The sequence below is a fragment of the Candidatus Aeolococcus gillhamiae genome, from assembly GCF_016464765.1.
Lineage (GTDB): Bacteria > Chloroflexota > Dormibacteria > Aeolococcales > Aeolococcaceae > Aeolococcus > Aeolococcus gillhamiae.
Map to the genome: position 1 here is coordinate 1 of NZ_JAEKNS010000048.1, position 19,430 is coordinate 19,430.

The 19,430-nt window shown below is 66.7% G+C and carries 20 protein-coding genes, 1 tRNA gene, 1 pseudogene and 1 other annotated feature; of the genes and pseudogenes, 8 read left to right on the plus strand and 14 right to left on the minus strand.

The features are described 5' to 3' along the window. The 7 genes and pseudogenes from JF886_RS04135 to JF886_RS04165 all read right to left on the minus strand — a co-directional run. Positions 1–201, minus strand: a pseudogene (locus tag JF886_RS04135) (IS3 family transposase); the annotation flags it as partial. Further along, positions 126–240, minus strand: a sequence feature (AL1L pseudoknot). (Overlaps the previous pseudogene by 76 nt.) Continuing rightward, positions 198–518 carry a transposase gene (locus tag JF886_RS04140; RefSeq protein ID WP_337309900.1) on the minus strand — a complete coding sequence of 107 codons (321 nt, stop codon included), beginning with the start codon at positions 516–518 and terminating at the stop codon, positions 198–200. Its footprint overlaps the feature before it by 43 nt. The pseudogene JF886_RS04135 and the gene JF886_RS04140, both read right to left, overlap by 4 nt. Positions 519–565: 47 nt before the next feature. Then, the gene (locus JF886_RS04145; RefSeq protein WP_337309901.1) at positions 566–2,482 is read right to left on the minus strand and encodes an AAA family ATPase; all 1,917 of its coding nucleotides are present in this window, start codon (positions 2,480–2,482) and stop codon (positions 566–568) included. Continuing rightward, positions 2,479–3,069 (minus strand): hypothetical protein, encoded by a 591-nt coding sequence (locus tag JF886_RS04150; RefSeq protein ID WP_337309902.1) that lies wholly within the window; start codon positions 3,067–3,069, stop codon positions 2,479–2,481. Before JF886_RS04150 ends, JF886_RS04145 begins: the two co-directional genes overlap by 4 nt. Beyond that, positions 3,066–4,454, minus strand: coding sequence for an SIR2 family protein (locus tag JF886_RS04155; protein ID WP_337309904.1), 1,389 nt, complete (start codon positions 4,452–4,454; stop codon positions 3,066–3,068). The genes JF886_RS04150 and JF886_RS04155 overlap by 4 nt, the downstream gene beginning before the upstream one ends. A gap of 226 nt (positions 4,455–4,680) precedes the next feature. Next, a complete protein-coding gene (locus JF886_RS04160; RefSeq protein WP_337309906.1) occupies positions 4,681–5,124 on the minus strand; it encodes a helix-turn-helix transcriptional regulator in 444 nt (147 codons plus the stop codon). Beyond that, a protein-coding gene (locus JF886_RS04165; RefSeq protein WP_502711391.1) for an IS3 family transposase occupies positions 5,025–6,145 on the minus strand; the annotation gives its coding sequence in 2 pieces (ribosomal slippage) (positions 5,025–5,884 and positions 5,884–6,145; 1,122 coding nt in all). Before JF886_RS04165 ends, JF886_RS04160 begins: the two co-directional genes overlap by 100 nt. A gap of 364 nt (positions 6,146–6,509) precedes the next feature. Here JF886_RS04165 and JF886_RS04170 point away from each other — a divergent pair. After that, positions 6,510–6,791, plus strand: a complete 282-nt coding sequence (locus JF886_RS04170; RefSeq protein WP_337309911.1) for a hypothetical protein — start codon at positions 6,510–6,512, stop codon at positions 6,789–6,791. A gap of 16 nt (positions 6,792–6,807) precedes the next feature. On the opposite strand, the gene JF886_RS04175 is transcribed toward JF886_RS04170, so the two are convergent. From JF886_RS04175 to JF886_RS04190, 4 genes are all read right to left on the minus strand, one after another. After that, a complete protein-coding gene (locus JF886_RS04175; RefSeq protein WP_337309913.1) occupies positions 6,808–7,839 on the minus strand; it encodes a tyrosine-type recombinase/integrase in 1,032 nt (343 codons plus the stop codon). Between the two features lie 147 nt (positions 7,840–7,986). Further along, positions 7,987–8,061: transfer RNA gene (locus JF886_RS04180), tRNA-Gly, on the minus strand. A gap of 39 nt (positions 8,062–8,100) precedes the next feature. After that, positions 8,101–8,889 (minus strand): enoyl-CoA hydratase/isomerase family protein, encoded by a 789-nt coding sequence (locus tag JF886_RS04185; RefSeq protein ID WP_337309915.1) that lies wholly within the window; start codon positions 8,887–8,889, stop codon positions 8,101–8,103. A gap of 24 nt (positions 8,890–8,913) precedes the next feature. After that, on the minus strand, positions 8,914–9,234 hold the full coding sequence (locus JF886_RS04190; RefSeq protein WP_337309917.1) for a gamma-butyrobetaine hydroxylase-like domain-containing protein: 321 nt from the start codon (positions 9,232–9,234) through the stop codon (positions 8,914–8,916). A gap of 111 nt (positions 9,235–9,345) precedes the next feature. Here JF886_RS04190 and JF886_RS04195 point away from each other — a divergent pair, with 111 nt between their 5' ends. The 6 genes from JF886_RS04195 (at position 9,346) to JF886_RS04220 (ending at position 15,148) form a co-directional block, all read left to right on the plus strand. Next, on the plus strand, positions 9,346–10,782 hold the full coding sequence (locus JF886_RS04195; RefSeq protein ID WP_337309919.1) for a DUF1800 domain-containing protein: 1,437 nt from the start codon (positions 9,346–9,348) through the stop codon (positions 10,780–10,782). Between the two features lie 10 nt (positions 10,783–10,792). Further along, the gene (locus tag JF886_RS04200) at positions 10,793–12,028 is read left to right on the plus strand and encodes a DUF1501 domain-containing protein (RefSeq protein ID WP_337309921.1); all 1,236 of its coding nucleotides are present in this window, start codon (positions 10,793–10,795) and stop codon (positions 12,026–12,028) included. 41 nt (positions 12,029–12,069) lie between these two features. Next, positions 12,070–12,504 (plus strand): PaaI family thioesterase, encoded by a 435-nt coding sequence (locus JF886_RS04205; protein WP_502711392.1) that lies wholly within the window; start codon positions 12,070–12,072, stop codon positions 12,502–12,504. Positions 12,505–12,595: 91 nt separating this feature from the next. Further along, positions 12,596–13,060, plus strand: coding sequence for an NfeD family protein (locus JF886_RS04210; protein ID WP_337309922.1), 465 nt, complete (start codon positions 12,596–12,598; stop codon positions 13,058–13,060). 71 nt (positions 13,061–13,131) lie between these two features. Continuing rightward, complete coding sequence (locus tag JF886_RS04215; protein WP_337309924.1) at positions 13,132–14,094, plus strand: SPFH domain-containing protein; 963 nt, start codon at positions 13,132–13,134, stop codon at positions 14,092–14,094. A gap of 34 nt (positions 14,095–14,128) precedes the next feature. Further along, on the plus strand, positions 14,129–15,148 hold the full coding sequence (locus JF886_RS04220; protein WP_337309925.1) for a guanosine monophosphate reductase: 1,020 nt from the start codon (positions 14,129–14,131) through the stop codon (positions 15,146–15,148). On the opposite strand, the gene JF886_RS04225 is transcribed toward JF886_RS04220, so the two are convergent. Then, a complete protein-coding gene (locus tag JF886_RS04225) occupies positions 15,132–15,857 on the minus strand; it encodes a glycerophosphodiester phosphodiesterase (RefSeq protein ID WP_337309926.1) in 726 nt (241 codons plus the stop codon). The genes JF886_RS04220 and JF886_RS04225 overlap by 17 nt on opposite strands. 72 nt (positions 15,858–15,929) lie before the next feature. Between JF886_RS04225 and JF886_RS04230 the strand changes: the two genes are divergently transcribed. Then, positions 15,930–17,330: a replication-associated recombination protein A gene (locus JF886_RS04230; protein WP_337309927.1), complete on the plus strand. Its 1,401-nt coding sequence runs from the start codon at positions 15,930–15,932 to the stop codon at positions 17,328–17,330. On the opposite strand, the gene JF886_RS04235 is transcribed toward JF886_RS04230, so the two are convergent. Then, on the minus strand, positions 17,290–17,946 hold the full coding sequence (locus JF886_RS04235) for a TMEM175 family protein (protein WP_337309929.1): 657 nt from the start codon (positions 17,944–17,946) through the stop codon (positions 17,290–17,292). The genes JF886_RS04230 and JF886_RS04235 overlap by 41 nt on opposite strands. Before the next feature lie 10 nt (positions 17,947–17,956). Beyond that, positions 17,957–19,156 carry an aspartate aminotransferase family protein gene (locus tag JF886_RS04240; RefSeq protein WP_337309932.1) on the minus strand — a complete coding sequence of 400 codons (1,200 nt, stop codon included), beginning with the start codon at positions 19,154–19,156 and terminating at the stop codon, positions 17,957–17,959. Between the last annotated feature and the right edge of the window lie 274 nt (positions 19,157–19,430).

Below are 19,430 nucleotides of genomic sequence, written 5' to 3' on the forward strand. Positions count from 1 at the left end.
CCAGACCTTGTCGGCTCCGTACACGCGTCGGTGTTCTTCCCAGACCCGCCTGATCGCGACCTTGATTGCATCGTCCCTGATCGAGCGGGAGGAGGCCGGCCGCTTGGTCGCGGCGTAGTAGGTGGCGGAGGCAAACTGCAGCACCCTGCAGATCGGCTCGACCCCGTACCGATCGCGCTGCGCGTCGATGTACTTGGTCATCTCGGTCGTCGACCGTCGAGCTCGGTCGCGAAGAAAACTGAGGCGCTCTTAAGGATCTCGTTGGCTCGGCGCAGCTCGCGGTTCTCACGCTCCAGCTGGCGTAGTCGCTCACGTTCCTCGGTGGTGAGTCCCGCGCGCTCGCCGTTGTCGATCTGGTCTCGCCGCACCCACAGCCGCACCGTCTCTCGATGCACACCGAGCTTGGTGGCGATGGAACTGATCGCTGCCCACTCCGAGGGATGTTCACCACGGTGCTCGAGCACCATGCGCACCGCCCGCTCACGCAGCTCCTGGGGATACCTGCTCCGTCCTGTCATCGCTCCATCCTCTCAAGGAATGGAGTCTCCAACTTACCCGGGGCGGTTCAGCCCAGCAAGTTGACATCATCGAGGCTCTGCAGGGGATCATCCAGTAGGGCGGCGTCTAGGGGAAGCCTGGGAAGGCCCAAGTTCAGTGCCAGGAAGATCGTCACAGCCAGCGCGTTAGTTTGGGAACTGGACATGTGGAACTGGGGAGTTCGGGACATTTGGCCGCTAGCAGGATCTGAAACTTCGGCCTGGACCCAGCCTCGGTTACGCCTTTCGCCTCGGATCAGCTTGGCGTTTCGGAACGCTGGGTGTGGATCGATCCGTCCATAGATCCGGTTAACCAGGGGCGCTAGACGTTCAAGCTGTGCATCCACAACGTCAGTAGCTGCAGATCGGATCGCGGTGAGAATACGTTCGACATATGCCGCGGTGGCGTCGCGCGCCTTGAGTTCATTCGCGAGTGCCGAGCTGGCAGTCGTGGTCTTCTCCAGCAGGTCGGAGACTTCCCTTCTCCTGGCTGATTCGCCGATGCGCCCAACGCTGGCCAGCAAACGGACTCCCTCGGCGCGTGCCGCGTTGAGCCTTGCGAGCATCGAGTGGGCCTCGCCTTCCAGCTGCGCAAGTTTCTCCGGTAATGTGGCAAGGTCACCGTCTACGAAACCCAACTCAGCTGCACGTCGTTTGAGGTCCGTCTCGTAAAGCTCGCGCCCTCTTACTGCTGCGTCGGTTGCCAGGAGTTGCTTTTGGAGAGCCGCCTCTTCGGCCTCGAGTCTTCGAACGACGGCGGCCGCTTTATCAACGCTACCGACGTCGGGGACGGGAATGTTGTCTGAGGATGTGAGTAGTCGGTTGAGGCGATCTCTTACCGCGAAAGGGATTATAGGTTGTTCGCATACCGGGCAATTGTCCGAATCTAGGTGACGCAGCGCGATCTGCGCGAGTGCGGCCAACTCTTGTGCCTGGTCCTGTGCGCGAACGAATTGCTCGCGAGATTCCGCGGCTGAGGCCTGTGTCGCGGCGAGACTCTCGCGGGCCAGTTGCAGCTGCGCTTGAATAGCCTCGATGGTTACGGCTGGCGGTGCCGATGTCGGCTCTTCGGAGACAAGTGGATGTGAAAGGTCGGACGCCAGCTTTCCGACTTCGTCACGCCGGCGCTCGATCAACCGCTGGGTTGCGGTCAGAGAAGCGACGACAGCGTTCACGGCCCGCACTTGGTCGCCCTCTGGCACAGCTATGGTGAGGGCGGAATCCTTTGCAATCGTCGCGACCACCTGCAGCCACACTGCCCACTCTCGCTCTGTCTTGTCGATATCGGCGTCGTCTGATAGCGCTGCATGCTCGGCTTGCAGTGCGACTAATCGCTGTTGATTCGCAGCCTGCTCAGACCTACGCTCATTAGTTGCAGTGGACCATGCCGTGCGGGCTTTCTCTAGGGAGTGCTGCAGCTCGGTGATCCGGCCCACCCCGATGAGTTCGCTTAGCGCCAGAAAGCGATCCTGATCGTCCACGGCGTCTAGGAATTCGCGGACCTTGTCTTGCTGTAGGTACACGCCTCGGGTCATAGCCATCGCGATGGCCGCACTCGAATCGCTGGTCGCAAGTGCTTCCGGCCATAAGGTTTCGATCAGCCGCACGCGAGCGGCGTCGCCACGGTAGGTCTTCCGATCGAGTTCAATTTGGAGTTGCTCGTCAGCGCCATCCGTCGTGCGCGTCACAATGATCTCATCGGCGCCCTCGCCAAGCACGAGCCGGACCCTGGCCTGTCCGGAAGACGAAAAGAGGGAAACGATATGGGGGTTGTCGACACCGAGGCGGTCGAGCGTTCCGGTAACTGCCCAATGAATTGCGTCGAATAATGATGTCTTACCAACACCATTAGCGCCCACGATTACGACGGCATTCGCATCCAGATCGATTTTGGCGTCCGCTGGAAATCCGCGGAATCCAGCGATGTCGATGTGCTTGAGTCTCATGGCTTGTTGAGCTCGACGTGAAGGGTCTGCACGAGCGGGTCTTGATTAGCCATCGCATTGATTAGAAGTCGGGTATGGACGGGGTCGATGTCCTTCCGTGCCAGGAGCTCAGGGAGGAGGTCCACTGCCGTGGCGTCGTTGAGCTTCTCCATTTCCATCGCTAGCGGCAGCAGCGGGAGCAGGACGCGCTCAACGTCAGTTGCGTCGCGTAATTGACCGCTCACTGGCACGAGCTTGCGAACCCGCGTAGTGTCAGCCCGCACCTCGTTGATCTTGCTCTCCAGCTCGGGATCGAGCGCGCTTGGTGTCAGCAGGACTAGATATCCATCCCAGGCCTTGGGTTCGGACGCGGTGAGGTACTGAGACATGATTTCGACGAGGACCCCTTGAGCCTCCGTCCAAGTCTCGAGCAATGACGTCCAGGAGTCGTAACCACTGGCGAGAACCACCCCATATGGGTCCTCGAACAGTGTCGACTCAGTGGAGCCAGGTACGTCGACAGCGTCACGTCGACGGTAGCCGGCGCGCTCGAGAATGTCCGATGCCGTACCCATCAGGGTATCCAGGTTGAATGTGGGCTGGTTCATGCGATGAGCCGGTTGGCAAGGGCGTCATCATTGCGAATCTCGTCGACGTCGTAGAGTTCGAGCGGAGAGGCGCCACTGATAATGCTCTCGGTCGCACCATCGCCGGTGAGGTCGATCGGAGGTGCCATAACCGGCTTACCGCCCGGGACGCCAGCGACGATGGCTAGGCGTGGGCGCAGTCCCTGGTGCGTTGCCGTGCGCGCAAAGTAGGCATGCCTGATCTTGGCCTCCGCCGAGGCCCAGCGCTCGATGCCCCGTCCCGACGCAAGCGCCACCACGACACTACGATCGCCGACACTAAACTGGACAGCTCCGCTGCCATCGAACGATACGTCTGCGCTTAGACGGCGTTGAATTGATGCCACCGTGAGCAGCAAGTCGGCGACGAGTTCAGGGTTTGATTGGCTAAACGGGGCATACGGAGTGGTTCCCAACAGCCATCGACTCCTGGCAGCCCCTAGTCCGAGGAAGCCCAGCGCGCGAGACTGTTTGATTGTTGGGCCTACGTCCTCGGGGTGCAGCCCTTGTGTTTCAGCAAGATGTGCGCACGCTGTCGTCAGGGTGCGCGAATGCTCCTCAAGCAGCCTATCGGCGAGTTCTTGCATGAACCGAGACCACCCCATCCGCATGTGCTGATCTGGAGTGATACCGAGTTTGAAAGCAATGCCGTCGACACTCAGTTCTTGAGGGTCCACGAAGTATGGTTGGATGCCTTGGGCTCCGAGGACATCTGAGATCTTGCCCATGGTCGACGTGAGTACAGACGCATCACTCCCCAGCCCGGCGAACACTGTGATCGGTGCAGCGAGCATCCTGGCGGCAATGATCGCCTCCCACCCGGTTTGCCATTCTTCGTTAAGTTGAGCGGACCGCATGATCCATTGTTCGGAATCGGACGTGACGTTGCCATGCAGATACACAACATTGCGTTGGCCAAGCCTCTGGAACTCGGCTGGGGCACAGACGACCGACACCAATTCACCGGCCCCAACCTGAGCCAATGCATGACTGAGCGCCAAGTCGTAGTTGAGAGTTACGACGGAGGACACCGCTCCTTCACACATCATAGCCGCGGCGATGAGGTATCCCTCATTGGGTGTGGCATTCTGCATTCTTGCTAAGGGAAGGCGCCGAACGAGTTCTTGCTGACTGGTGTAACGCGCGAAAACCGCGTCAGCCACACACGTCAGGTCGCGCGGGTTTGCGCAAGCGTCGGCCGCGAGGATTCCGTCCGAGACGAGCAAGTGGGCCACCGCCTCCGACAAGTCTCCGGACAGCGGGACGTCTGTGGGTGACTCGAATGAGCAGCCTGCGCCCAGCACGAGCGTCACCGCCCCGCCGTCGCGTCGGCTAATGGCATGCAACAGTGGTGGCGGAATCGACATCGGGACCGATTCTGACGCCGGAATGGCCGGCCGGGCGGGAGTCAGTTTCTCAGACGCCGACATTCGTGAGGACTGTCACCAAACAGATGCATGCTTGGAACGACTCCATCGTCGCGTGTCCCATCGCCCCAAGCGCGACAGCCGTGAGCCGGTAGACGTTGGGGTCACCGGGTAGGCTGTCATCCCGAGTGCGCTCGAGAAACGCCGGTGGCGTCGGCGAGGACACTCAGGGTCCCACCCCGGCCGGCGACAAGGCAGGCGGCGAGGACCTGCAGCGTCTGCTCGGTCGGCTCCGCGGGCCTCTCCCGGCGGAGAAGGGCGACGGAGGCCGGTGCGGCCAGTCCCAGGGCGCCACGGAGCTTCTCGTACGTCCGGCCTGGGGGACGCGACGGCCGGCCTCGATCTCGTTGATGGCCGTGCGGCTGACGCCACTGCGCCGCGCCGCCTCGGCCTGGATCCAGCCGAGCAACTCACGGCGGCGGCGCGACTCGATGGCGACACTCGTACGGACGCCCGCGAGTCCAACCCTGGCGGGTTGGGTTGACCGGACCCCGTTTGTTGGTCCACCGTCTATGAGAGTTCCGGGTTGTTGAACCGCGCCGCGAAGATTGCGGGCGGCAGATAGCCGAGCGAGCTGTGCGGCCGGTGGCGATTGTAGGTGTCGCACCACTCGTCGAACAGCATCCGTGCTTCCATGATCGTGTCAAAGACTTCTCGGGCGAACAGCTCATCGCGGAGGCGGCCGTTGAAGCTTTCGACGTAGGGGTTCTGCCACGGGCTGCCCGGCTCGATGTACGCGGTGTCCGTACCGTGCGCCCGGCACCAGTCGCGGATCGCCATGGCCACGAACTCGGGGCCGTTGTCGCAGCGGATGCACTCGGGGTTGCCGCGCACCGCGCACGCCTCGTCGAGAGCACGGGTGACGTCGTCGGCGGTGATGGAACGGCCGAGACGCCGGGCGATGTTCTCGCGGGTGAACTCATCGCACATCGACAGCGCCTTGATGGGGCGGCCATCGGAGGTGGCGTCGAAGATGAAGTCGAGCGCCCAGACGTGGTTGGGACGCTGCGCTGACAGGCGCTGCGCCGGGACGGTGCTGGTGCCGAGGCGGCGCCGCTTCACGGAACTGGCCGGAACACGCAGGCCCTCCTCGCGCCACAGCCGTTGTACACGCTTGCGGTTCACCAGCCATCCCTCCATACGGAGCAGCGCCCAGGCGCGCCGGAAGCCGTACCGCGGCCATGTCTGGGCGATCTGTCGCAGGCGCGCTCGCAGCGCCTCCTCGGGCGCGAGAACCCGCCTGGCGTGACGCTGCGTGGTGCGTTGCTGTCCGGTCACCCGGCAAGCCCGCCGCTCCGAGACGCCGAACACCTCGCGGAGGTGCACCACGGCGTCTCGCCGGCGCGACGGGCTCAGAAGTTTCCCCGGGCAACCTCCTTGAGCATCTGGTTGTCCAGCGTGAGGTCGGCGACCACGCGCTTCAGCCGCATGTTCTCGTCCTTGAGCCGACGCAGCTCCTTGGCGTCGTCCACCTTCATGCCACCGTACTGGTTGCGCCAGCGGCTGTACGTCTGCTCGCTGATCTCCAGCGTCTTGGCGACCTCGGCAACAGTGCTGCCTTCCGCAGCGAGCCGCTCGCCCTCGCGAAGCTTGCGAATCACCTGCTCCGCCGTGTGCTTTCGTCCCTTCATCGAGTTCCTCCTGCCTCTCCTCGAGGCTGTGAAGAACTCTCATATCAGCTGGACCAGTTGCCGGGGGTCAGGTCAGGGTGTCCGGGAAGGACGGATGCGAGTTCGACACCGCCCAAAATGGTACATCCGCCTCTGAGGGGTGTCGCGGGGAATGAACACCGCTGATACTGTCCGATGAGTGATGCTTCTCGGGCGGAATTATCAAGCACAGCAATGCTTTGGTGCGCTTACTGCCTCATGACATCAACCGGCATTGGTCCGCAGACCAAGTGATGTCGGGATGTGAAGATGCGGCCGTTGCGCTCAGGCCAGCCAGAAAATGAGGACACTATGTTCACACTCATGGTGCATGATACGTGGTCCGATGCCCAGTCCAGAGAGGAAGGCGACGCATCCGACGGTCGAAACCCCGTCGATGCCCGAGGTCGGCCTCTGGGACGCCGAGGACGGCTCCTTCTACGGTTCCCACCTACGCCGATCGATCGTCGCACGCGGGTGGACGGTTCCTGAGTTCGCTCGAGCCAGCCGACTCGATCCCGGCTCGGTATACGCGGCCATCCAAGGCCGGCGTGTTCGTGATGCCACGGCGATCCGCATCTTCTCAACGCTGGAGCGCAGACCGCCGATGGCCATCGTCTTGAAGTGACTGCCGCCGCTCAGGCCTAGAATCGGATTCGGGCGGCCGCCTGAAGGACGGCATCACTGGTCTTGCCACGGTAGTAGTAGGCGACCATGTCGCTGCTGGCATGGCCGAGCAGTTGCTGGAGATGCAACATGTGCATCCCAGCGTCCGCACACCACGTGCAGAAGGTATGTCGGAACCGGTAGGGATTGCACTTGATCCCGGTCTGGCGCTGAAGGACCTTGAGCATCGTGCGCAGGCCGCCCAACTCGAGGGGCTCCACGCGGCCGTCTCTCTCCATCCGCGAGGACAGGAACAATCGAGATGCGCCGACGGGCCTGTTGGGGTCGGCCAAATGCACGCGAATAAGTTTGGGCAGGAGCTTCTGGCCGATCGTCAGGGGGATATCCCGGAAGCCCGCCTCCGTCTTGGTGACGTCGGCATCATGCACGGAGCCGCGGATCTCCACGATCGGCGGAACGCGGTCGAGGCGGATGTTCTCCTCGTGGAGTGCCAGGAGCTCGCTCGGCCGCATTCCGGTGTACAGCAGCATCGCCACGAGCAGTCGATCCCGCGCTGTCTGGGCGGCCCGGAGGAGTGAATCAGCCTCGCCTTGGGTGAGTACTGGCTCCTCCGGTCGCCGCTCGTCGGGCGCCGATGAGACGCGCAATCGCTCCAGCTGGTCTCCAACGGCAGCCTGGGCGCCGAGGTGCTCCGCGGCGTAGAGGGCCAGTTGGCGGAGCTGAGACCGAACCTTCTTGATGGTCGCTGAGTCCCGGCCCATGTCGTATTGCAGCCAATGGAGATAGCCGACCGCGTGCGCATCGGTCCATTCATCGATGTATCTGATGCCCGCTTGTTCACGGAACAGGCGTAGCGGACCGCCGAGCAGGTTGCCGCGGATGTTGTCGCGGCTCGTCTGGCTGTAGGGCCTTCCGTTCTTCGGTGAAACGTGGTTCTCGGCGTAGCGCTCGACGCCGCGCTCAAAGGTGATCCGGCCGTCGCGCTGCGAGGCGCTCCGGACCGCGGCAGGTCTCCGCCCACGCTCGATCGGTTCCAGCCAGTTCGGCACGGCACCATTCTAAGTCCACTTTGCCTAGGTAGTGGGCTTAAGGTTTCCAGAGTCACTACTTTCCCGTAAATCCACGGCGATCCACGCGGACCCCACCGGAACCCCACGGAGCTCCATTCGTATTCGAAACAGGCCCTCGGCGAGGAGTGGAGCGGGAGAAGGGGTTCGAACCCTCGACCCTTACCTTGGCAAGGTAATGCTCTACCACTGAGCTACTCCCGCTCGCGGCTGGCGAGTATATCTCAGGCTCGGAGGCGGTCCTCAGCGTCCGGTGAACACGGGCGGACGCTTGGTGATGAACCCGTTGATGCCGGCGGCGAAATCCTCGCTCTCCGACGCCAGCACCTGCGCCTCCTCTTCACGGCGAAGCTGCTCATCGAGATCGCTGTCGAGCGAATGGCTGATGAGCTGCTTGATCAGGCCAGCGGAGCGCGGCGCCCGCGTCAGGCGAGCGGCGAAATCCGCCGTGGCCTGCCCCAGGTCCGCATCGGGCACGACCCGGTGCACCAACCCCAGTCGCAGAGCCTCCGCGGAGTCGACGGTTTCGCCGAGCATCGCCAGTTCGAGCGCCTTGGCGGTCCCGACCAGGCGAGGGAGGAAGTAGCTGCTCCCCGCGTCAGGCACTAGGCCGATGCGCACGAACGCCTGGATGAAGGTCGCCGACTCTGCGGCGATCCGGAAGTCGGCGGCGAGCGCGACGGACATGCCGGCGCCGGCGGCGACGCCGTTCACGGAGGCGATCACAGGCTTTTCCAGGTCGCGCATGGCGCGGACCATGGGCACGTAGTGGTCACGGAGGTGCCCGCGGATGTCGACGTCACCGGACTCGAGGCCGGCACGCAGGTCCTGACCCGAGCAGAAACCCCGGCCGGCACCGCTGATCACCACCACACGGATGCCGTCGTCGCTCGCCGCCTGGCGGCAGCCGTCGGTGATCGCGTCGAGGACGTCGTCGGTGAGGCCGTTGAGAACCTCCGGCCGATTCAGGGTGAGCGTGAGCACGCCTGCATCGGTGGAGGAGAGAACGACTGGCGCTGTGCTGATGGACATGACGAGCACTGTACCGCCGTGGTTCTACGGTTGGACGCCCACCCGCTCACCGAGCTCGTGTAACCGTTCGAACGTGTAGATGCCCGTGTTGTGACCGTCCGCCCAGACGACGTTGAGGCCGTAGGAGCCGACCAGGGAGATGTCAGCGAGGTTGTCCTCGCCGGGTTCCAGGTGAGGGCGCACGGCGAAGCGGCCGGCGCTGCCCATCTCGCCGTGGCACGCTGCGCACGGACAGGCACGACGGAGCACCTCGAACGGGATCCGATGCACCGCTCCGTCGTCCCACTCCACCAGGAGAGCGCTGGCGGGCTCGTCGTAGTCGAAGCGGCTTGGGGTTGGGCTCACCGGCCCAGCATAGGCGGCTCCTCATTTGAGGTGAGATGGCGCTGAGAATCGCGGCCACTACGCCGGCTTTCCACGTCCTCTAAGGATCGCCTTCCAGACTTCGCGCTCGAGATGAAGTTGACCGGCATCCGCCTCAGCCGCCGCCAGGCCATCGGGACCGCCGCCGGGACCGCGCTCGGCGCCGCCGCCCTGGTGTACGGGCTAGAGGAGATCGCCTTCTCGCCGAAGGCCGCGGTCAGCGCCGGCGGCTGGCCCAGCCCACTCGGCGACAAGCGCGCCATGGCGGCGCACCTGCTACGCCGTGCCGGCTTCGGCTACAGCGAGGCGGACCTCGACGCTGCCGCGGCGATGTCCTACGACGATCTCGTCGACCACGTCGTGGGTCAGCAGCCCGTGGCCCTGCCGGTGCCCGCGGACGTCACCAACCACACCCAGCTGGCCAGCGCCTGGTACGCGCAAATGGCAACCACAACCGCGCAGTTTCCCGAACGGATGGCTCTGTTCTGGCACGGCGTTCTCACCAGCGATTTCCGCAACGCCAACCGCCTGCCCTTCGTCTACCAGCAGAACTTGCTGTACCGCGATGCCGGACTCTCCGACCTTCGCAGCCTCCTCTCGCGGGTCACGAAGGACCCCCTGATGATGCGCTACCTCAATCTCGACGCCAGCTCAGCGGCGTCGCCGAACGAGAACTACGCGCGCGAACTGATGGAGCTGTTCACGTTGGGACCGGGCAACTTCACCGAGTCGGACGTCCGTGAGGCTGCGCGCGCGCTCAGCGGGCTGCGCATCCAGCTGTTCGACTCGAGCGGGGCCCGGATGACACCGCCGAAGTACACCAAGGGCGATCGCCAGGCGTACAGCGCTCAGATCAACACGCTGGTGAAGTCGGGCGCCAGCTTTCGCGGCACGCTGGTATCACGTGTCCACGACTCGGGAAGCAAGTCCTTCCTGGGGCACACCGGCAACCTCGGTGCCGACGATGTCATCGACATCGTGCTCGCCCAGCCTGCCTGCGCCCCGTTCGTCACCCGCCGGGCGCTGACGTACTTCGCAACGCCGAATCCCTCGTCCGCGGACGTTAACGCCGTGGCAATGCAGTTCCGCGACAGCAAGTACGACCTCCGCACGCTGATGCGGGCGATCTTCCGTAGCAGCGCGTTCACCTCCGCGGCCAACTACCGCTCCCTGCTGCGTTCTCCGACCGACTACATGGTGGCCACGATGCGCGCCCTCAATCGGCCGGCGCTCACCGCCATTGCGGTGCGCTCGGCAGCGGGCATGGACCAGGTCCTCTACGACCCGCCCAACGTCGCCGGCTGGCCCAACAGCTCAGGCTGGGTGAGCTCGTCGACACTGCTCGCGCGCATCAACTTCGCCACGGCGGCGACCGCGCGAGTGACCGCCCTGCCAGACCCAACAGCCGCGATGCGCAGCCAGCTCGACAACGTGGTCGGCAAGGACACGTCGGCGGCGTTCGCGGCGGCCCACAGCGACGGCGACCGCTGGTTCGCCCTGCTCGCCAGCCCCGAATTCCAGCTCAAATGAGGTTGCCCCGATGAGCGTCACCCGTCGCGACTTTCTGGCCGCCGGCCTCGTCAGCGCCGCCAGCGGCGTGATCGTGCCGCCCATCCTCGCCAAGGGGGTGTTCGCGGCCGGCATCGACGGCATCCACAACAACCGCGTGCTGGTGGTGCTGCAGCTCGCCGGCGGCAACGACGGTCTCAACACCGTGGTGCCGTACGCCGATCCTGCGTATGTCACCGCACGCCCGACCGTGGGGGTCAAGCCGGACAGCGTGCTGCACCTCGACAGCAACGTCGGCCTCAACCCGGCGCTCAAAGGCCTCAAGTCCCTCTACGACGGTGGCCAGGTGGCCATCGTCCAGGGAGTCGGCTACGACAAGCCGACCTATTCGCACTTCGAGAACCTCTACGTGTGGGAGTACGCGGACCCGGCGCGGGCGCAGACCGACGGATGGCTCGGCAAGCTGCTCGGTGCCCAGCTGGACTCGCAGGGCCACCCGCTGGCAGGCTGCGCCCTCGGTGAGGTGAGCACGCCGCCGGAGCTGCGCGCCAGCAAGGCCGCGGTCAGCGTGATCCAGTCCGCGCAGAGCTACACCGTGCGCGGCGGAGCGGCCCGCGCGGCGCTGGCGCCAACCCTGTACCGCAACACGCCGGGGATCTACGGGGCCCTGTTCGACCAGGCGCTCAGCACGGCCGAGTCCGGCATGAAGACGCTCGCGAGCGGCGCGGCGACGTACAAGCCCGCCGCCCAGTACGTGGCGCAGGGCGCGACCCCCGCCGCCAACAGCCTCGGGTCGGCGTTGCAGCTCACCGCCCAGATGATCGTCACCGAGCCGTCGGTGAAGATCTGCCACGTGGTCATCAGTGGCTTTGACACCCACCAAGACGAGGCGGCGCGGCAGACCGCCCTGCTCGCCGAGGTAGACACGGCGGTCAGCGCGTTCATGCAGGACCTGGGCGCGCACGGGCAGGCCGACCGCGTGGTGCTGATGACCTGGTCGGAGTTCGGTCGCCGGGTCAGCGAGAACGGCAGCCGGGGGACCGACCACGGCGCCGCGGCCCCGCTCTTCATCGTCGGCAAGCCGGTCAAGGGCGGCCTGTACGGCGAGCAGCCCTCGCTGACCAGCACCATCGACGGCGGCAACCTTAAATTCACCGTGGACTTCCGCAGCGTGTATCAGACCCTGATTCGTGACTGGTTGCAGGGCGACCCGACGGCCGTGCTCGGCGCGTCGTATCCGGAGCTGCCGCTGATCAACACCGCGTAGCCGCCGTGCGGGGGCGCTGCCCCTGCGTCTAGGCTCGGACCATGGCCGACGGCAACGATAGCGGCGCCCCCTTCGAGGTGGAACGCCAGATGCTGGGCACCAGCGAGTTCCTCGAGCTGCTCGGCTGCCACTTCGACGAGGTCGGGGCTGCGCGGGTCACCGGCTGGTTCGAGGTGGGCTCGCAGCACCACCAGCCGTTCGGCATCCTCCACGGTGGCGTGCTGTCGTCGGTGGTGGAGACCTTCGCGTCGATTGGCGCATGGATCGCGATTCGAGACAGCGGCCGGGCTGCGGTTGGGGTGGCCAATGCCACGGACTTCCTGAGATCCACCGTCGCGGGCCGGCTCGACGTGGTCGCCACGGCGGTGTACCAGGGACGCACCCAGCAGCTCTGGGACGTGGTCATCGCGCGCGCCGACGATGGCAAGGACGTTGCCCGTGGTCGGGTGCGGCTCCAGAACGTCGAACCACACTGAGATCGAGGCAGGCCGCCCCGGGTCGCGCGGTCCCGCCGACTGTCCTTGAGCGTACCGCCATCCTTTCCCGGCCAGCCGTACACTGAGGACGATGTCACTGCTGGAGTCCATGTTCTTCGGCCTCTGGGTGGTCATGACCGTCGCATTCGTCATTCTCGAGGTGCACACCCAAGCCTTCTACGCCGTCTTCGTCGCGGTTGGCGCAGCGGCAGCGGCGATCACGGCCCTGGCCGGCGGTCCCCTGTGGCTCCAGGGAGTGCTCTTCGCCGTCCTGGCGATCGGCGGCTCCACGCTGATCCGGCCGACCCTGCGAGCGCGCTTCGACAGCGCCGTGCCCGTCGCCAGGTTCCGCGGCATCCAGGGCAGCGCCGACGGCCTGGTCGGCCAACCGGCGATCACACTGGACACCGTGGGTGACGAGCACCACCCCGGTCACGCGCTCTTCGCCAACGACCGTTGGCTGGCCGTCACCGACCGCGCCGAACCGCTCCCGGCCGATATCCCTGTGGTGGTGGTGGCGGTGCGCGGTACCACGCTGCTGGTTCGTCCGCAATGAATGACCGACCGACGCTCCACACGAGGCGGTGGCGGCCGGCCGCACGAGCATTGAGCAGCTGAGGGGGGTTCATGGTCACCACCGGCACCATCGTCACGTTCGTGCTCATCGCGGTGGCCGCGCTGATCATCATCATCGCGCTCGCGCAGTCGATCAAGGTGGTGCAGCAGGGCTACGTCGGCGTCGTCCAGCGTTTCGGCCGGTACGTCGCGCCGGTGCGGCCGCCTGGGGTCACGCTCATCGTGCCGTTCATCGACCGACTGGTGCGCGTCGACATGCGCGAGACGCCCCGCACCGGTGATCGCCAGGAGGTGATCACGGCGGACAACGTTGCCGTCGCCGTCAACGCGACCATCTTCAGCCAGGTGGTCGACGCCCAGGCGGCGCTGTTCGCAGTGTCCAACTACTTCGTCGCCATCGATCAGCAGGCGCGCACCACGCTCCGCAACGCCTTCGGCAACGTCAGCCTCGACCAGGCGCTATCGCAGCGCGAGCGAATCAACGCCAGCATGCAGGAGCAGATGGAGCAGGTCACCGACAAGTGGGGGATCCGCATCAGCCGCATCGAGATCGTGGACATCACGCCGCCGGCGCAGATCCTCCAGGCGATGGCCCTGCAGAAGCAGGCCGACCAGGAGAAGCGGGCGCGGATCCTCCAGTCGGAGGGCCAGCAGACGTCCGCGGTCAACATCGCCGACGGCAACCGCCAGGCAGCCATCAAGAACGCCGAGGGCGAGAGGCAGGCATACATCCTCCGCGCCGAGGGCACCCGTCAGGCGCTCATCCTCGAGGCCGAAGGACGCGCCCAGGCGATCTCCACGGTGTACTCGGCGATCAAGGAGGCAGCCCCCGATCCCACGTTGGTGGCGATCCTTCAGCTCGACACCCTGGCGAAGTTCGCCGACAGCGACAACACCACCATCGTCGTGCCCGCGGAGTCGGCGGCGCTGCTGGGCGCCGCCCAGGCGTTGCGCTCGGTGATCGGCACGGCGCCGTCGTACACCGCGCCGGAGGCTCCACCGCCGCCACGCTGATCCGTCAGCGGCCCGCAGGTACCATGGACGCGTCATGACCTCCGGACCGCTGCTGCGTGCCCACCTCGATCCACTCGCCGACCTGCCGGTGGCCTTCGACTACGATCACCTCTCGCTGGTGCCGCGGGTCGCCTCCACGCTGTCGCATCGCTCCGACGCGTCGCCGGAGGTGCGCTTGGGCGCGCTGACCCTTCGCCTGCCACTCGTGGCGGCGCCGATGCCCGACGTCTGCGGTCCATTGATGTGCCGCGCCCTCGGCGTTGCGGGGGCGCTCGGAGTGCTGCACCGCTTCCAGTCGGTGGCGGAGCAGGTGGCCGACTTCAACGACTCGCATGACGCCGCCCCGACCACGGTGGGCGCTGCGATCGGGGTCACCGGCGACTACCGCGATCGTTTCATCGGCTTGTACGGAGCCGGGTGCCGGATCGTGTGCATCGACACCGCCAACGGCGCCCATGAGCAGGTGGGCAGCGCCGTCGAGTGGATCCGCGAGCAGGCGGACGACGTCTTCATCATCGCCGGCAACGTGGCCACCGCCGAGGCATTCCGGTGGCTGGAGGACCGCGGCGTCGACGCCATCCGCGTGGGAATCGCGGGCGGCAGCGTGTGCGAGACCCGGACGGAGACCGCGGTGTACGCGCCGACCCCCCACGCTGTCGCCGAGGCCGCTCAGGTGCGCCGGCGCGCGCTCATCATCGGCGACAGCGGGGTGCGCAAACCCGCCGACATGTGCAAGCTGCTCGCGCTGGGAGCAGACGTCGTGATGGTCGGGTCGGCGCTGGCGGGCACTCGTGAGGCACCGGGACGGGTGATCGTCGTGGACGGCAAGAAGGTCAAGATCATGCGCGGCGCCGCCTCGTTCTCTGTGCAGCAGCAGGCCGGAACCGAGGACCCCGGCTACGTCGAGGGCACCGAGACCCTGGTTCCTTACAAGGGCGGCGTCGACGACGTGGTGCGGCGCTACCTCGCCGGTCTGCGCAGCTCGATGTCGTACATGGACGCGCGCACGCTCGAAGACTACCGCCGCAACGTCAGCTTCATCGTGCTCCGCTGAGCACGCGCTGCCGCCGACGTCTCTCCGCGGCAACCACGGCGACCATCCCCGCGGCGTCGTCGCAGAACACGCCGTCGGCACCATGACGCAGCGTCCGGCTCGCCGCTGTCGCGCTGCGCGCTCCCCAGCCGAACAGCAGGAGCCCGCAGGCGTGCACCATCGCCGCCCGCGAGGGCGTGCAGTTGGGGTGGTAGAGGTTGAGCGCGTCGACCCCCGCGTCGCGGAGGCTCGCGCAGCGGCGTTCGACGCTGCCGGTCCGCAGGAGCAAGGTCGGGAACACGAGGCGCACGTCGGGGAAGCGCCGCCGCCATGTGGCCAGTACGTCGACACGCCAGTACGTCAGCCACAGGCGCGACGGGTCTCCGTGCTCGCGCGCGGTGGCCACCACGTGCGCCACGGCGGCGGGCGCGGCCATGTCGAGCGCGACGTCGATGTTGGGTCCGCACTCGCGATACACGTCCGCCAGCGTGGGCACGTACGGGGGCAGCTGGTCGCGGCGCAACCCCGACACCGGCCGACGCAGCCGGGCGAGGATTCCGGGGTGGATGAGCACGGCGACGCCGTCGGCGGTGAGGGCCACGTCGCTCTCGACGCCGGTGGCGCCGAGCGCGCAGGACTGTCGGAAGGCGGCCAGCGTGTTCTGGAGGCGGCGGTGCTGGGCGCCCCCGCGGTGCGCAAAACCGATGGGCAGCTCAGGCGGGACGGTCACGTCGCCACGGTAGCCGCTCCTCGCCCGCGACCCCCGGCGGTGAGCGCCTGGCCGGCCGCGTAGGCTGTCCTGGTGAGCGATCCGCAATCCGACCTCTTCGGCAGCCCCGCCCGCAACGCTGAGCCGCCGACGGCCGGCCAGGCGGGCGAGCGCGACACCGCCTCGGCCTCGCGACCGGTCACCCCGCTGGCGGCACGGATGCGCCCGCGGACGCTCGACGAATTTGCCGGCCAGAACCGTGCCGTCGGTCCCGGCACGGTTCTTCGTCGCGCCCTGGAGAGCGACAGCCTGCCGTCGCTGATCCTGTGGGGTCCGCCGGGGAGCGGCAAGACATCGCTGGCCAACATCCTCGCCCAGATGTCGGGGGCGGCCTTCGAATCGGTGAGCGCGGTGTCGTCGGGAGTCGCCGAGCTGCGCAAGATCATGGAGAGGGCCCGCGACCGCCGGCGCATCGGCCAGCGCACCGTCCTCTTCATCGACGAGATCCATCGCTTCAACAAGTCGCAGCAGGACGCGGTGCTCCCCGACGTGGAGAGCGGCGTCGTCACCCTGCTCGGTGCCACCACCGAGAACCCCAGCTTCGAGGTCAACGGCGCGCTCCTCTCGCGGGCACGGGTGATCCGGCTCGAGGGACTCGACGAGGATGCGCTCGGGGTGCTCATCGACCGCGCCATCGCCGATCCCGAGCGGGGCCTGGGTGGCGCCGACGTCACCCTGCAGCCCGACGCGCGGCAGCGTCTCATCGGGCTGTCCGGCGGTGACGCGCGGGTCGCGCTCGACGCGCTCGAGCTGGCGGTGGCGGCCACCGGTGCCGGCGGCCGGCCGTCGGTGGTCGACGTCGCCGCCGTCGAGGGCGCCCTGCAGAACCCCTCGCTTCTCTACGACCGCGCCGGCGACCAGCACTACTGGCTCGCGTCCGCGTTCATCAAGTCGATGCGCGACAGCGATCCTGATGGAACGGTCTACTGGCTGGCGCGAATGCTCGAGGCGGGGGAGGACCCGATGTTCTGCGCGCGTCGCATGGTAATCCTCGCGGCCGAGGACGTCGGCCTCGCCGACCCCGCCGCCCTCGGAGTGGCCGTGGCCGCGCAACAGGCGGCCCACTTCGTCGGCATGCCCGAGGGCTACCTGCCCCTCGCCGAAGCGGCGCTCTACCTCGCCACGGCGCCGAAGAGCAACTCGGCGATGCGCGCCTACGTGGCCGCTGTCGACGACGTGCGCGAGACACTCCACCAGCCGGTGCCGCTGCAGCTGCGCAATGCCTCGACGTCACTGAATCGGGGCATGGGTTTCGGCGCCGGTTACCGCTACGCGCACGACGAGGCGGACGCCGTCGTCGACCAGCAGCATCTGCCCGACGACCTCGTCGGTCATCGCTACTACCGGCCGACCGACCACGGCGCCGAGGCGGAGATCAGCGCACGACTTGAGCTCATCCGCGCGGCGATCCGGGAACGTCGCTTGGGCGATTGACCAGGCTCAGTCCGTGGTGGCGACGTGCGTGGTGACCTGATCGACCATGTAGTAGATCGCCACCAGCGCCTGGATGATCAGCACCGCTGTCGCTGATGAACCAGATGCCGATACACGCCGCATAGATCGCGATGCCCGCCCCGAAGCGCACCAGTGAGCGGATCGTGACGGGTGTGCCCTGCTGATCGTCGCGGCGCAGCGCGGGATGTTGCCCGATCCAGGCGTAGGCGGCGTCGAACCACAGCGACATCAGCAGCAGCGACCCGCTGAACACAGCCGCTGCCACGTGCGACTGGTCGGCGCCCTGGACCAGGAAGCGAGCGAACAGCGATGTCGAGAAGGGCAGCAGCACGATCGACATCAACAGCCCGAGGTTGAGGAAGAGCAGCGGCCGGTCGACACGCTTCACGGCGTCGAACACCACGTGGTGGTTGACCCAGATGATGCCGATGGTGACGAAGCTGAGCGCGAAGGCGGCGAAGTCGGGCCAGCGGTCGGCCAGCGCGGCGAACAGGTCGTTAGTGCTGGCGGGCGGCGGGATGAGGTCGAGCACCAGCAGGGTGATCGCGACCGCGAACACGCCGTCGCTGAACGCCTGTACGCGTTCGGTCTTCATCCCGCGAAGTTCACGGAGACGGCCTGAGCGCGCGCTCGAGAGCCGCGACGCTGGCGGCGACGTCGTCCTCGGTGTGCACCGCCGAGACGAAGGCGCTGGTGTGGAGCAGGTCGACGCCCTCCTCGCGCATGCGTCCGGCGAGGGCAGCGTGTGCGGCAGGATCGTCGAGGCGCATGTGGATGATGCTGACCAACCGCCACACGGCGCCGCCGACACCATGTCTTTGCAGGACGTCGCGCCATCCCGCCTCGAGTTGCGCGGCTGTCTCCGCAGCCGCGTCCTGCGGCGCCCCGCTGGCGCATATCACCAAGGTGGCGATGCCCGCCGACGCGGTGAGCGGGTTGGCGTTGAACGTCCCCGGATGCTCGATCGTGGAGGCGAGCAGCTCCATCAGGTCGCGCCGCCCGCCGAGACCGCCGCCCGGCAGCCCACCCGCCATCACCTTGCCGAACATCGAGAGGTCGGGCCGGATGCCGAGCAGCGACTGCATGCCACCCGTGGCGACGCGGAAGCCGGTGACCACCTCGTCGATGATGAGCAGCGCTCCGGCGCGGTCGCACTCGGCGCGGAGCGTGGTGGCGAAACCCTGCGGGAGGGGTTCACGCCCGTAGTGTGCGCCGGACCCTTCGAACACCACCGCCGCAACACGGCCAGTGTCGAGCATGGCGCGCAGTCCCTCGACGTCGCCGGCGCGCAGCACAGTCGTCGTCTCCAACTGTGCGGCCGGAACCCCGGTGGCGGTGCACGGCTCGCCGTCGACAAGGTTGACGCTGACAGCGTCCGACCACCCGTGGAAATGGCCGTCGAACTTGACGACCACGTCGCGGCCGGTGGCGGCGCGCGCGACGCGCAGCGCGAGCATGGCAGCCTCGGTCCCGGACGCTGTGAAGCGCACCTCGTCCACCGAGTCCACCATGGCGACGATCTGCTCAGCCCACTGGACCTCGAGGGGATGGTTGGCGCCGTGGTGGGTGCCCCTGCCGACCTGCTCGCGCACCGCGGCGACGACGGCGGGATGGGCGTGGCCGAGAAGCAGCGCACCATGGCCCATCGTGTAGTCGACGAGCACGCTGCCGTCGACCAGCCACTTGTGCGAGCCCTCCGAACGCGCGACGTATAGTGGCGGCGAGTACGCACGGGCAGCGTGCGTGACACCGCCGGGAAGAACCCGGGCGGCGCGCCCAGCGAGGTCGGCGAAGCTGTCGGTCACTGGCTGATTGTCGACCGTCATCCCCGCTTCGTGGGCCCTACACTCGGCAATCGGGGTTCCCCGGCGACGTAGCCAAGTGGTAAGGCAGAGGTCTGCAAAACGGCTTGCCGCCTGTTCGTCGTTGATCGGCTGTGACCGAATCGCTTTGTGAAATAAGGCTTCCGCTCCGAAGTCGTCCGCCAGCCGTCGGCCCCGTTCGCCGACGAAGGTGTCAGCGGAGGTGTCAGTTGGGATGGCGGAGGCGCGGGAGGCGACTTGCATGTTTGGATCCGCG

Coding starts and splice junctions, on each gene's coding strand:
- JF886_RS04140 (WP_337309900.1), bottom strand. CDS start 518: ATGACAGGACGGAGCAGGTATCCCCAGGAGCTGCGTGAGCGGGCGGTG.
- JF886_RS04145 (WP_337309901.1), bottom strand. CDS start 2,482: ATGAGACTCAAGCACATCGACATCGCTGGATTCCGCGGATTTCCAGCG.
- JF886_RS04150 (WP_337309902.1), bottom strand. CDS start 3,069: ATGAACCAGCCCACATTCAACCTGGATACCCTGATGGGTACGGCATCG.
- JF886_RS04155 (WP_337309904.1), bottom strand. CDS start 4,454: ATGTCGATTCCGCCACCACTGTTGCATGCCATTAGCCGACGCGACGGC.
- JF886_RS04170 (WP_337309911.1), top strand. CDS start 6,510: ATGCCCAGTCCAGAGAGGAAGGCGACGCATCCGACGGTCGAAACCCCG.
- JF886_RS04185 (WP_337309915.1), bottom strand. CDS start 8,889: ATGTCCATCAGCACAGCGCCAGTCGTTCTCTCCTCCACCGATGCAGGC.
- JF886_RS04195 (WP_337309919.1), top strand. CDS start 9,346: ATGAAGTTGACCGGCATCCGCCTCAGCCGCCGCCAGGCCATCGGGACC.
- JF886_RS04200 (WP_337309921.1), top strand. CDS start 10,793: ATGAGCGTCACCCGTCGCGACTTTCTGGCCGCCGGCCTCGTCAGCGCC.
- JF886_RS04205 (WP_502711392.1), top strand. CDS start 12,070: ATGGCCGACGGCAACGATAGCGGCGCCCCCTTCGAGGTGGAACGCCAG.
- JF886_RS04210 (WP_337309922.1), top strand. CDS start 12,596: ATGTCACTGCTGGAGTCCATGTTCTTCGGCCTCTGGGTGGTCATGACC.
- JF886_RS04215 (WP_337309924.1), top strand. CDS start 13,132: ATGGTCACCACCGGCACCATCGTCACGTTCGTGCTCATCGCGGTGGCC.
- JF886_RS04220 (WP_337309925.1), top strand. CDS start 14,129: ATGACCTCCGGACCGCTGCTGCGTGCCCACCTCGATCCACTCGCCGAC.
- JF886_RS04235 (WP_337309929.1), bottom strand. CDS start 17,946: ATGAAGACCGAACGCGTACAGGCGTTCAGCGACGGCGTGTTCGCGGTC.